Below are 13,516 nucleotides of genomic sequence, written 5' to 3'. Positions count from 1 at the left end.
AATCATTATCATTACGACTAATATTAAATTAACAGGACTCTCTAATACAGTTACAAGATTTACATCCTGAATATATTTTCAAATATAAAAAAAACCGCCGGAGCGGTTTTGTAAATAACTTAAATATTCTTTATTTATATCCTTTTAAACATTAGCCACACAGTATTTCGATAATCTTAAATGCATATTACTATCTTGCATAAAATTATTAAAACTTGTTATTTTTAAATTATTTACCGCCCCCATATCATTCTTAAAAGGATGTATAAACCCTTCATTCATCAATAAAAATATTGTTTCTATTAAAAAATATAAGTTGTTTTGAAATGGGACTAATTTAGATAAGTCACCAAGACTACAATGGTTATGCTTTAGCAGATCTAATAATGGATAAACAACATTATCATGCGCTTGAATATTCCCTATAGGGGTTTTAAACACAATTTTTTGATGTTTATAATAATCACGAATTACTTTAAATGTTATTGAGTTTAAAATATTTAACTGTTTTTCAGTTGTTACCCTTTTAGGATTTTTCTGAAAAATATCGGATCTTTGCTTAGAGTTTCTTGCAATATCTTTTAGATACTCCTTCAATGCAGGATCTTTTGTATCTTTTAAGATTTGATGCAATTTTGAAGGAATACTAATATTTTCAATGTTATCGCAAGGATTTGCACTGCCAATAAATGCCATTTTAGTTACATCAAATACACGCTCATGAACATCAACACTATAAAATGGCTGCCAATGATTTGTTAAAAACTCATGTGCTAAATATTCATCATTTTGCTCAAGCGTTTTTTGTATTTGTTGAATTTTTGGATAATCAATAAAGGCCCCCGCATCTCGTAATTGAGTAAAGAGCTCTTTACCTTTGTAAATGCCATCTAAAGAACTCATGCCATTTTTTTGATCAACCAAATTTAATAATTTTTGAATAGGTTGTAATTCAGTTGAACCTGGATAACACATGTAATGTAAATAAAAGACACCTAAATCATTAAGGTACTTAGATGCAATTTCTAAAATATTTTGCTGTTGTGTTGAAGACACCCAAGAGAATGTCCCATGATTCACAATAAAATCATATTTTTGGATATTCGTTGCTAAGAATGTTTCAAAATCTGTTTCAATAAATTCTATATTTTTTAAGTCTAGAAGCTGTACCAATTTTTTAGCCGATTGGATATGCTCTTGATTAAAATCAATTCCCACAAATTTGCCTTGGGGATAATGTAATGCTGCAATAATTAAATTAATGCCTTTCGCACAACCTAGCTCCAAATATGAAAAAGATTGATCAATATTAATAGTTTGTAATCCAAAAACATCCAATATAGTCTTAAGCCAAAGAGGCTGCATTTCTTTATAAAAATATAATGGATAGGTCGTATCTATAACGTAACCTTCATTTTTTTGCATACGGAACCTTCAACACTCGAGCAATCTAAAACAAAAGAAATGAGGGCCTAAGCCCTCATAATCATTTAAAACTTAAAGTTCATTGCAACACTATAACGACGACCATCCAATACCCATGAGTTTCCATCATCAAGGACATTTTTATTGGCTACGTTATATATACCTGTAGAGAACTGTAATTGATCACTATATTTATAAACTGCACCTAAATCTACAAAAGTATAACCAGGACGTTGCTCACCATCTGCATTACCAATTGTTTTACTTCTATAATTAGCTTGCGTCCATAATAACCATTGGTCATTAATATCCCATTCTAAACCGACATTAAACATATGTTTAGAAATATCATTCAAAGGCTTACCCTTATCTGCACCAGATTTTTGCTCACTATCTGTATAGGTATAAGAATGGCGATACTTTAAATAATCTGTAATAAGATAGTCTGTTGTGAACTCAATCCCCTTAATTTCGGCTTTATCCACATTGTACTTATATGTATAACCTCGAGAATTATAAACTAACTCTGGATGGTCTACATAAAATTGACTATTTCTATCTGTACTACCCTCAATTTTGTCTGAACGAGTAATTTTATCTTCAAAGTCTGTTTTAAATAGCATCAGACTTGTTCCTAAACCTAGATCACTGTCATTAAATGCAAAACCAACTTCATAAGTTAAGCTTTTTTCTGGGTCTAAATCTGGATTTGGTAAAATAGCTCCTCCCATAGAACTAAGCATGTATTCTGGTGCAGAATCACGTAAGCTTGGAGCCTTATAACCAGAAATAACACCACCTTTTAAAGTAAAACTATCTGTAGCTTTATATACTGCATAAGCCTTCGGACTAAAATTATTTCCAAACTGCTCATTTTTATCGAAACGGCCACTTAATGTTAATGCTAATTTATCATTTACATCCCAAGTATCTTCTGCAAATAGTGCCCATTGGTAACGCTCCATTTTCGCAACTTGAGTAGCCAACTGTACATTAGAATTACTTGCACCATCTTCAAGACTTTCATCTTTATAATTTGCACCAAGTGTTAATGCGTGCTTATCAAAAAAATACGTCCCTTGTGAGTTAAGAGTTAGTGTTTCAAAATTAATACCGCCTGGCGATTTAACTGTATCCCCATTATTATTAATAATGACATCTCGCCCTGTACTTGCATTATTAGCATCTTTATCTAACTGAGCATAAGATGTAACTGTAAATTTATCTTTTTTAAATTCATGACTTAAACTATATGTATTTTTTTCAAGCTCTGAATAACTTGGTGTTGTAGTAATTGGTAAACTAATACCTGACGTATGTGTACGCTCTTGTTGGGTATTTAAATATTCAGCCGTAATGGTATTGTTTTTATTGGGCGTTAAAACAAATTTTAGACCTATATTTTTTTTCTCAAACTCAGGGTCACTTTCATTTGATTCTTTATTATTAATTTTTAAAGAACTTTCTTCTGTCGTTTGTAATCCAGCATTAAGCTGTAAAGATAAAAGGTCTTTGATCAATGGAGCATTTAAATACAAACTTGTATTCGTTGCATCATTGTTCACTTCATTTGACTTATCTGCCTTAATGTATTCTGTACGAATACTAGCTGTTAATTTATCTTGATGTTTTTTGGTAATAATATTAATTACACCGCCCATCGCATCTGAACCATAAAGTGATGATGACGGGCCACGAATTACTTCTATACGCTCAATCGCTTCTACTGGTGGTAAAAAATTAACATTTGCACCATGAACACCACCATTTGTTGTCAATAGTTTGCCATCATTCATTGGCTTACCATCAATTAGAAAAAGCGTGTAATCCGCACCCATACCACGAATAGAAATTGTTTGGTTTGAGCCACCACCACTCACAAATACACCTGGAACATTCTTTAAAGCATCCGTGATATCACTGTATGAACGCTTTTCTAGATCTTCTGCTGTAATAACTGAAATTGAAGCTGGTGCATCCTCAATTTTTTGCCCATAGCCACTAGCAGTCACAACAATTTTTTCTAATTGCGTTGTATTTGTTTTTTCTGTTACTTGCTCACTAGCAGCCACAGTTGTATTTAATACCAATAAAACTGATACGGCTAAAGTATTTTTAAGAAATTTTTGCGTCATTTGAAATCAACTCACATGCAATTGAGGAGAGAATATGTAACTTTTTCGTAACACATTGTAGTTAATTTAAATCTAAATGCAACGCTTATTAATAATGATTCTTATTTATTTTGTATTTTAGTCAAAAAATAGCCTCCAAAATTGGAGGCTATTTTTTATACTTATGAATTATTTAAAGTAAGCACCATCGGCTTGTGTATGATCTGTTTGATCTACAACACGTCCTAACTCAGGAATATGCTGTTTTAATGTTGTTTCAACACCTTGCTTTAATGTCACGTCAATTGCTGAACAACCTTGGCAACCACCGCCAAATTTAAGAACTGCTGTTAAACCATGCTCTTCATCTTCTACAACTTCAACCAATGCACAGTTACCACCATGCCCTGCTAAGCCAGGATTAATTTCAGATTGTAAAATATAAGTAATACGCTCTTCCATTGAAGCATCTGGACCTACACGCGGAACCTTAGAGTTTGGTGCACGGAATGTAAGCTGGCCACCAAAACGGTCTTTATTGTAATCAATTACCGCATCTAATAAATATGGAATAGATGGCGCATCTACATATGCAGGAAAATCTGGGTAATCTTGTTTGTAATCTGTAGGAAGCACTTCTTCAGGAGCACTATAAGCCATACAACATTCAGCACGTGGCGTACCAGGATTTTCCACAAACACACGCACACCAATACCTGGCGTATTTTGTTTTGCTAATAAATCCGCTAAATACTCTTGAGCAGTCGGAGTAATTAATAAGTTTGGAATTTCTTCTGCAACTGCAGTGCTGGTGTTATCAGTCGACATATCAATATTTCCTCAAGCTGAAGTCGCTATTCTAACTGAAGATGCGGGGTAATTTTTAAAATTCAACTAAATTTGTCGGATTAATTATAAAAGTTCAAAATTTTAATGAATTTAATGGCATTATGGATAATCGAAGAATAATTTCTGATTAGCTTTAACTATGTTCGAATTACCTTTTAACCATACTGTTACGATCATTATTATTACAGTGATCATCTCATTCTTGGCATTTTCCAATCAAAACTTAATGAATCGTCTTATTTTTTGGCCACCTGCTATGCAAAAAGGTCAATATGATCGATTTATTACGCATGGTTTTGTTCACGCAGATGGCATGCACTTACTTTTCAATATGTTCACTTTGTTCTTCTTTGGAAGCATTATTGAAACTTTTTATCGTCAGTATTTATTCGATTTAGGCTTTGTATTGTTTTATTTGGGTGGATTAATTGCCGCCATTATTCCAAGTTATTTACAACATAAGAATGATCATAGATGGGCAAGTCTTGGTGCTTCAGGTGCTGTTTCCGCTGTTTTATTTGCGTATATTTTATTTGAACCTTGGAAACTTATTTTTGTATTTTTCATTCCTGTTCCTGCCATTATTTTTGCTATTTTATATGTTGTATATAGCATTTGGTCTGGCAAAAAAGGAAACAGTAACATTAACCACAGCGCACATTTATGGGGTGCAGCTTACGGTGTCATCATCACAATTATTATTGAACCACGCTTAATTCCACATTTTCTAAATAAGCTTTCAAATTTACCGTTCTAAGCTTAATTCATTTATAGGTATTCAAACTTAAAAGCAAAGGGATGATTCTTTCGTCTCTTTGCTTATTTATGTTTTGTCTTGCATATTTTGATGACAGAGTTCTTCACCATGTTCAAAATGCCAGTTTTGCTGATATGCAGATACAAATTTTTCAATGAAAGTTGGAGAGCGATCAATAACTGACTTTTCTTTAAAATACCCACTCTCAATCGCCCAGTCATAACAACTTTGATCGACTGGATATTCCATTAAAATACCGCTTAAATAGTTACTTTTAATCCAATCAGATGCTAAATCGAAAGATGTGAATACTGCCGATGGAAGTCCCATAGATTTGGAGGTAAATAAATAAATAGGTGACATTTACGTGAACTCTAAAAACCCAGTAGATTAATTATTACTCACTATACACTCAAAGCAATGTGACAATTGTCACATTTTACATAAATACATACTTTCTGTACGTGATTATAACTAAACCAATTTAAGTTCATTATTTATACATACCAAATTAAGTATTCCTTTGTATTCCATGCTGTTAAACCTCATAAAATAAACTCCATCATTACAATTATCACATGAATTTATTATTTCAGTTTGTACACCAAAAAGCATGACTTTAACTCACGTCATCTATATAACTTGAAACATAATCCTATTATTTTGGAAGTAAATGCCAACGGTCTAGCAAAGCTACAGCGATATTGTATACATCTGTATATTTACATCATTAATATCGAGATATTTTGCAATGTCGTCCCCTATCCTAGATGGTCTTCAATTTCCTATTCAAGAACAAAACAATAAGCCGAGTACATCAAAAACTGGGCGTGAAATTATTGCTGAAGCACTTTCAACAGTAAATCCAAGTCTTGCTCAACAAGCTATTAAAGAAAAAAATTGGCGTAAAACTTATCCTCAATATTTCAAGGCACTTGTAGAATCTGGTATTAAAACAATAAATGACCCGATTAAAATTGCTGAACTTGGCTTAAATAAAGCCCATCAATCATTTGAATTTTACCGTGATGGTCAGAAGCATTGCTTTGCTAACATTATGCAATTTGCAAATCATTCACTTCATACATTTGCTGTGAAAGGTGAAAATACTTCTGCTCCTGAATGGTATGTACCTTATCAAGGACAAAAGCTCCAAGGTGATGCGTTACTTTCTCAAATTCAAACTTGGGAAAATAACGGCATTGTAGAGCCAAGCCATGCAAATGCTTTACGTGAAGCCATTGCTCATCCTGAATGGTTCGATTTATCTGATCGAACAATGGTATTGTTTGGCGCTGCATCTGAAGCAGGCCCTTTAACTTGGTTATCTAAATGGAAAGCCAATATTGTTGCTGTAGATTTACCAAGTGAACGTGTTTGGGACAAAATTTTAAATACGGTTAAAAGCGGTAATGCAACGCTTTATGCTCCATCACAAGAAAACCTTGATGCAAATACAGATATTTCCGTATTAAAAACAAAACTTGGCGCGAATTTATTAACGCAAACACCTGAAATTGCACAATGGTTACTTGAAAAACCAAATGATTTAGACCTAGCTGCGATTGCATATTTAGATGGTGAAAAGCATGTACGTGTATCTATGGCAATGGATGCAATTATGCAATTTGTGAGTACGCATAAAGCCAATACAAGCTTAATGTTTATGTGTACCCCAACCGATGTTTATGCAATTCCAAAAGAAATTGTAGATGCATCTTCTGCAAAGTTTAATGATCGCTCACAGCTTCAAAAAACACTTTCTAAAGCCATATCATCTTTAAGCTTTAAACATTTGTTTAAAGAAAATTCAACAGAACTTTATAGCTCTGAAAATGGTAAGCAATATGGTATTGCAGACTGTTTAGTCATTGAACAAGGTCCTAACTATGCTTTAGCAAAACGCATTCAACAATGGCGTGCAACTTTAGCAAGACATATGGGACAACGTGTCAGTATTAATATTGCACCATCCACAACTACACATTCTGTAACTAAAAATCCGCTTTTAAAAGCAGCCTTTAACGGTGCAAGCTTATTTGATGTGGAAGCATTTAAACCTGAAACAACAAATGCAATTATGGCAGCGTTATGGATTCACGACTTACGTAATCCTAAATCTGTAGCAAACCCTGAAGTGAAATTAGAACATCCATTAGAACTAATGATGGAAGGTGCTAACCATGGCGGACTTTGGCGTGTTGCTTATTTAGCACGTACAGCATTACCTTTAGCAGCGCTTTATGGTTTTGCAGAAGCTAAACTTCCTAAAGCACTTAAGAAAAATCTAAACAAGTAATCTGCGTTTAATTATTTTAGATTTAAGTTTCTATTATAAAACTGCTAAAAATTACCCAATAAAAAAGCTGCCTTTTGGCAGCTTTTTTAAATTCATTAAACTTAGAATACTTTTAACAATAACCAGAACAACGCACCTGATAAACAGATTGTTGCAGGTAAAGTGAAGATCCAAGCTGAAAGAATAGTACGAACCATTTGGAAGTTCAGACCAGATTTATTGGCAACCATCGTACCTGCTACAGCAGAGTTAAGTACGTGAGTTGTTGATACTGGCATACCAAAACCATCAGCAGCAGCAATTGTCGTCATTGCAACAAGCTCGGCAGACATACCTTGACCATAAGTCATATGTTGCTTACCAATACGCTCACCAACAGTTACAACAATACGCTTCCAACCCACCATAGTTCCTAAACCAAGAGCAAGTGCTACAGCAACTTTTACCCAAGTAGGAATATATTGTAGGAATGAATCCATATTGTCACGGTACTGATCAACTACTTTCGCTTGAGATTCATTCATTGCAGGTAAAGCTTCTGCTTTATCTAAACGTTTGAATGTTGTTGCACTCAAGTACATATCGTTACGAAGTGCAGAAACTTCAGTTTCTGGAACATCTTTTAAAGAACCGTATTGACCAACACGATCACCCAAATGATCTGTAATACTTGCCAATGCAGGTACAACAGCAGGTGTTAACTCTTTAGTTTGAATGTATGTAGTTAATACTTCACGCGCTTTTTCATCTGTAATATCTGCATGATTTGCATAAATTACTTCAGCAGCTTGTGTAGATAAATCACTGAAAGATTGAATATGTTGTTGATCTAAATTCTTGTTTAAAGAATATGCCAAAGGTACACAACCAATCAAAATCAGCATGATTAAACCCATACCTTTTTGACCATCATTTGAACCGTGCGCGAAACTTACACCTGTACAAGTGAAAATTAAAAGTGCACGAATTAATGGTGGTGGTGGCTTATTGCCTTCAGGTGGTTGGAATAATTCTAATTGTTTTTTGAAGATTTTTTTAACCAACAAGAACAACACAGCTGCAAATGCAAAACCAATTAATGGAGAAAATAAAAGTGCTTTACCTACTTTTAATACTTGCTCCATATCTACGCCAGATGCGCCACTGCTTGAATTTAGAATGTAGTTCATAATACCTACACCTAAAATAGAACCAATAAGCGTATGCGAGCTAGATGCAGGAATACCAAAATACCAAGTACCTAAGTTCCAAGTAATAGCTGCAATTAACATGGCAAAAACCATTGCAAAACCTGCACCAGAACCGACATTCATAATCAGTTCTACAGGAAGTAAAGCAATAATACCGTAAGCAACTGCACCACTTGCAACCATTACACCAAGAAAGTTACAGAAACCACACCACATTACCGCAACAGGTGCAGACAATGCATTGGTATAAATAACAGTTGCAACAGCATTGGCTGTGTCATGGAAACCATTCACAAACTCAAAACCTAAAGCAATAAATAATGCTGTTGCAAGCAAGATTACTGAATAAAGGCTTAATGCAGGTACATGAGATAAATCAGCCACCAATTGGAAGCCAATATAAATAAGTGTTGAAATAATGACTGTTAAAAACACCGGCATAAAATACTTCGGTGTTGGTACATGAACATTAGTCGACGAGATTTTCGCCGATTGTTGTACTGAATCTGAAACTGGAGATTGATTAGAATTCATGCAAGCAAGTAAGAGGATAAGAATATCCCCTTATTGTTCAATTTAATTATGACAATTATATGACAAGCAACTGCCATATAAAGACAGTTTTTATACTTTTTTGTTGTCAGTTATCTTGTAAAAACATACAAAATAAAAAAATTAATACATATAAATCAAATTCTTAATAAAAAACCCCAATATTAAAAGTAATGATCAACAATGTTACATTTAATTGTAACAATTCGCATGATTGATCAAAAAAGTAGCAAAATTTTCACTCTTAATAATATGCACTGTATTTATGACAAAATAATGAAGGATTTATGACAATGTTGAATATTATTGTTTTCATTATGACTCCAAACATTCGCATTCCACTATTTACTCAAAATAGAAATTATCCCATCTCATTTATAAAGCCTTCTCTTATAAATTTTTCAAATCAACTATATCCATCTTTCTGACAAATCCAAGGCAGAATTCAGAGCGCTAATCTGTTAAGATTATTACCGTTTTTTAATTCCTTCTGAGAACGTTTGAATGTCCACACTTGCCACCCTGAAAGAGCTTCTTAGCAAAAGAATTTTAATTATCGATGGTGCGATGGGTACCATGATCCAACGCCATAAATTAGAAGAAGCAGATTATCGTGGTGAACGTTTTGCAGATTGGGCATATGACCTAAAAGGCAACAATGACTTACTTGTATTAACGCAACCACAAATTATTCAAGGTATTCACGAAGCGTATCTTGAAGCGGGTGCGGACATTATTGAAACCAATACCTTTAATGGTACACGTGTTTCAATGTCTGACTATCACATGGAAGATTTAGTTCCAGAAATTAACCGTGAAGCTGCACGTCTTGCTAAAGAAGCATGTGCTAAATATTCCACTCCTGAAAAACCACGTTTTGTGGCAGGTGTAATTGGTCCAACTTCACGTACCACTTCTATTTCACCAAACGTAAATGATCCTGCATTTCGTAACATTACCTTCGATGCTTTAAAAGTTGACTACATAGAATCGACTAAGGCACTCATTGAAGGTGGTGTAGATATCATCTTAATTGAAACTGTTTTTGATACCTTAAATGCTAAAGCTGCAATTTTTGCGGTAAAAGAAGTATTTAAAGAGTTGGGTTACGAACTTCCAATTATGATTTCAGGCACAATTACAGATGCCTCAGGTCGTACATTAACAGGTCAAACAGCAGAAGCTTTCTGGAACTCTATGCGTCACGCAGAGCCAGTTTCTATTGGCTTTAACTGTGCCCTTGGTGCAGATGCAATGCGCCCTCACGTAAAAACAGTATCTGACGTAGCAGACACATTTGTTTCAGCGCATCCAAATGCAGGCTTACCAAATGCTTTTGGTGGATACGATGAAACACCTGAAGAAACTGCTGCATTTATCAAAGAATTTGCTGAAAGTGGTTTAATTAATATTACAGGTGGTTGCTGTGGTACAACGCCTGATCACATTCGTGCAATTGCCAAAGCAGTTGAAGGCATTACACCTCGTCAAATTCCTGAAATTGAACCTGCATGCCGTTTAAGTGGTTTAGAGCCATTTAACATTACTAAAGATTCTTTATTCGTAAACGTAGGTGAACGTACCAACGTAACGGGTTCTAAGAAATTCCTTCGCTTAATTAAAGAAGAAAATTTTGCTGAAGCTTTAGATGTTGCACGTCAACAAGTTGAAGCTGGTGCTCAAGTCATCGACATCAACATGGATGAAGGCATGCTCGATTCACAAGGTGCGATGGTGCACTTCTTGAATCTTGTTGCATCTGAACCTGATATTTCACGCGTGCCAATCATGATTGACTCATCTAAATGGGAAATTATTGAAGCAGGCTTGAAGTGCGTCCAAGGTAAAGCAGTTGTAAACTCAATTTCGTTAAAAGAAGGTTATGACGAATTTGTAGAACGTGCGCGCCTATGCCGTCAGTATGGTGCTGCTATTATTGTGATGGCATTTGACGAAAATGGTCAGGCGGATACTGCAGAGCGTAAAAAAGAAATCTGTAAGCGTTCATACGATGTTTTAGTAAACGAAGTGGGCTTCCCTGCTGAAGATATTATTTTTGACCCGAACGTATTTGCGGTTGCAACAGGTATCGAAGAACACAATAACTACGGCGTAGACTTCATTGAAGCGACAGGTTGGATTAAACAAAACCTACCACACGCCATGATTTCAGGCGGTGTTTCTAACGTTTCGTTCTCATTCCGTGGTAACGAACCTGTACGTGAAGCTATTCACTCTGTATTCCTTTACCATGCCATTCAACAAGGCATGACAATGGGTATTGTAAATGCTGGTCAAATGGCAATTTATGATGACATTGATGCAGACTTAAAAGCTGCGGTTGAAGATGTTGTACTTAACCAAAATCAAGGTGAAAGCGGTCAAGAAGCAACTGAAAAATTACTTGCTGTTGCTGAAAAATACCGTGGTCAAGCAGGCGCACAAAAAGCCGAAGAAAACCTTGAATGGCGTAATGAATCTGTAGAAAAGCGTCTTGAATATGCTTTAGTAAAAGGTATTACGACTTATATTGACCAAGATACTGAAGAAGCACGTCTAAAATCGACTCGCCCATTGGATGTGATTGAAGGTCCATTGATGGCAGGTATGAACGTGGTTGGCGACTTATTTGGCGCAGGTAAAATGTTCTTACCACAGGTTGTAAAATCTGCACGTGTAATGAAGCAAGCTGTTGCTTGGTTAAACCCATTCATTGAAGCTGAAAAAACTCAAGCAGAAGCAAAAGGTAAAATCTTACTTGCAACAGTGAAAGGCGACGTTCACGACATTGGTAAAAACATTGTTGGCGTGGTACTTGGCTGTAACGGTTATGACATTGTTGACCTTGGCGTAATGGTACCTTGCGAGAAAATCTTACAAACTGCAATTGATGAGAAAGTCGATATTATTGGTTTGTCAGGTTTAATCACACCGTCATTGGATGAAATGGTTTTTGTTGCCAAAGAAATGCAACGTAAAGGCTTTAACATTCCACTGATGATTGGTGGTGCAACAACTTCAAAAGCACATACTGCTGTGAAAATTTCACCGCAATATCAAAATGATGGTGTTTACTACACTGCCGATGCTTCTCGTGCGGTTGGTGTTGCAACACAATTATTATCTGCTGAAATGAAGCCCAAATTGGCAGAAGATTATGCAGCAGACTATGAAAAAATTCGTGTGCGTTTAGCAAATAAACAGCCGAAAGCTGCAAAATTGTCGTATCAAGAATCTGTGAAAAATGGATTTAAAATCGACTTTGAAAAAAATGCACCTGTTAAGCCAAACTTTATTGGTTCAGAGACATTCACCAACTATCCTTTAGAAACTTTGGTTGAATATTTTGACTGGACACCATTCTTTATTTCTTGGAGTTTGGCAGGAAAATTCCCTAAAATTCTTGAAGATGAAGTGGTTGGCGAAGCTGCACGTGATTTGTATGAACAAGCACAAATCATGCTAAAAGACATTATTGAAAATAAACGTTTTGATGCTCGTGCAACGTTCAGCATTTCCCCTGCAAACCGTACAGCAGCGGATACTGTTGCTGTAACAGATGAATCTGGCAATGTTACGCATACATTTGAGCATATTCGTCAGCAGTCTGACAAAGTAACAGGTAAAGCGAATTATTCTTTAGCGGACTTTATTGCACCTAAAGATGTAGCTCAAGATTATTTAGGCGGTTTCACTGTATCTATTTTTGGTGCAGAAGAAATGTCGCAAGAATATAAAGCTAAAGGCGATGACTATAACGCGATTTTGGTTCAAGCTTTGGGTGACCGTTTTGCGGAAGCATTTGCAGAACATTTGCATCAACGTATTCGTAAGGAATTCTGGGGTTACCAAGCTTCTGAAACTTTAAACAATGATGATTTGATTAAAGAAAAGTATGTGGGTATTCGTCCTGCACCTGGCTACCCTGCTTGCCCTGAACATTCTGAAAAAGCGTCTTTATTTGATTGGTTAGGTTCGACTGAGAAGATGGGTACGTTCTTAACGTCTAGTTTTGCGATGTGGCCACCTTCATCTGTAAGCGGTTTCTACTATGCAAACCCTGAAACTGAATACTTTAACGTGGGTAAAATCTCTGGCGATCAGTTGGAAGATTATGCGAAGCGCAAAGGTTGGACGTTGGATGAAGCGAAGCGTTGGTTAGCGCCGAATTTGGATGATTCAGTGGTTTAAAGACTCTGTAGTTTAGATAAAAAAATCCCCTCGAGTGAGGGGATTTTTTGTTTTTTAATCTAGGAATCCCCCTAAATCCCCCTTTTTCAAAGGGGGACTTTGTCATGTGATTAAATGAATTACGCGACAACTCCTCCCT

Annotated in this window: 8 protein-coding genes; 3 read left to right on the top strand and 5 right to left on the bottom strand. The window is 35.5% G+C overall.

What is annotated here, in order from left to right; all coding sequences use genetic code 11:
- Positions 1 to 144: 144 nt before the first annotated feature.
- From MZO21_RS03915 to nfuA, 3 genes are all read right to left on the bottom strand, one after another.
- Positions 145 to 1,425, bottom strand: a complete 1,281-nt coding sequence (locus MZO21_RS03915; protein WP_154773041.1) for a class I SAM-dependent methyltransferase — start codon at positions 1,423 to 1,425, stop codon at positions 145 to 147.
- A gap of 65 nt (positions 1,426 to 1,490) precedes the next feature.
- A complete protein-coding gene (locus MZO21_RS03910) occupies positions 1,491 to 3,560 on the bottom strand; it encodes a TonB-dependent receptor domain-containing protein (RefSeq protein ID WP_154773042.1) in 2,070 nt (689 codons plus the stop codon).
- Between the two features lie 168 nt (positions 3,561 to 3,728).
- Positions 3,729 to 4,367: a Fe-S biogenesis protein NfuA gene (gene nfuA, locus MZO21_RS03905; protein WP_154773043.1), complete on the bottom strand. Its 639-nt coding sequence runs from the start codon at positions 4,365 to 4,367 to the stop codon at positions 3,729 to 3,731.
- 160 nt (positions 4,368 to 4,527) lie between these two features.
- Between nfuA and MZO21_RS03900 the strand changes: the two genes are divergently transcribed.
- On the top strand, positions 4,528 to 5,145 hold the full coding sequence (locus MZO21_RS03900; protein WP_154773044.1) for a rhomboid family intramembrane serine protease: 618 nt from the start codon (positions 4,528 to 4,530) through the stop codon (positions 5,143 to 5,145).
- Positions 5,146 to 5,211: 66 nt separating this feature from the next.
- On the opposite strand, the gene MZO21_RS03895 is transcribed toward MZO21_RS03900, so the two are convergent.
- On the bottom strand, positions 5,212 to 5,508 hold the full coding sequence (locus MZO21_RS03895; protein ID WP_248101789.1) for a DUF7710 domain-containing protein: 297 nt from the start codon (positions 5,506 to 5,508) through the stop codon (positions 5,212 to 5,214).
- A gap of 388 nt (positions 5,509 to 5,896) precedes the next feature.
- Between MZO21_RS03895 and MZO21_RS03890 the strand changes: the two genes are divergently transcribed.
- The gene (locus tag MZO21_RS03890; protein WP_154773046.1) at positions 5,897 to 7,444 is read left to right on the top strand and encodes a hypothetical protein; all 1,548 of its coding nucleotides are present in this window, start codon (positions 5,897 to 5,899) and stop codon (positions 7,442 to 7,444) included.
- 101 nt (positions 7,445 to 7,545) lie between these two features.
- Here MZO21_RS03890 and MZO21_RS03885 read toward each other — a convergent pair whose 3' ends face one another.
- Positions 7,546 to 9,168 carry an inorganic phosphate transporter gene (locus MZO21_RS03885; RefSeq protein WP_154773047.1) on the bottom strand — a complete coding sequence of 541 codons (1,623 nt, stop codon included), beginning with the start codon at positions 9,166 to 9,168 and terminating at the stop codon, positions 7,546 to 7,548.
- Between the two features lie 522 nt (positions 9,169 to 9,690).
- Here MZO21_RS03885 and metH point away from each other — a divergent pair.
- A complete protein-coding gene (gene metH / locus MZO21_RS03880; protein ID WP_154773048.1) occupies positions 9,691 to 13,377 on the top strand; it encodes a methionine synthase in 3,687 nt (1,228 codons plus the stop codon).
- Positions 13,378 to 13,516: the final 139 nt, after the last annotated feature.

Source organism: Acinetobacter portensis (genome assembly GCF_023158935.1).
Lineage (GTDB): Bacteria > Pseudomonadota > Gammaproteobacteria > Pseudomonadales > Moraxellaceae > Acinetobacter > Acinetobacter faecalis.
This window is presented reverse-complemented; position numbering and strand designations above follow the sequence as displayed.

What these genes read in the sequence shown, in the direction of transcription:
- MZO21_RS03915 (WP_154773041.1), bottom strand. Translation starts at nt 1,425, where the DNA reads ATGCAAAAAAATGAAGGTTACGTTATAGATACGACCTATCCATTATAT.
- MZO21_RS03910 (WP_154773042.1), bottom strand. Translation starts at nt 3,560, where the DNA reads ATGACGCAAAAATTTCTTAAAAATACTTTAGCCGTATCAGTTTTATTG.
- nfuA (WP_154773043.1), bottom strand. Translation starts at nt 4,367, where the DNA reads ATGTCGACTGATAACACCAGCACTGCAGTTGCAGAAGAAATTCCAAAC.
- MZO21_RS03900 (WP_154773044.1), top strand. Translation starts at nt 4,528, where the DNA reads ATGTTCGAATTACCTTTTAACCATACTGTTACGATCATTATTATTACA.
- MZO21_RS03895 (WP_248101789.1), bottom strand. Translation starts at nt 5,508, where the DNA reads ATGTCACCTATTTATTTATTTACCTCCAAATCTATGGGACTTCCATCG.
- MZO21_RS03890 (WP_154773046.1), top strand. Translation starts at nt 5,897, where the DNA reads ATGTCGTCCCCTATCCTAGATGGTCTTCAATTTCCTATTCAAGAACAA.
- MZO21_RS03885 (WP_154773047.1), bottom strand. Translation starts at nt 9,168, where the DNA reads ATGAATTCTAATCAATCTCCAGTTTCAGATTCAGTACAACAATCGGCG.
- metH (WP_154773048.1), top strand. Translation starts at nt 9,691, where the DNA reads ATGTCCACACTTGCCACCCTGAAAGAGCTTCTTAGCAAAAGAATTTTA.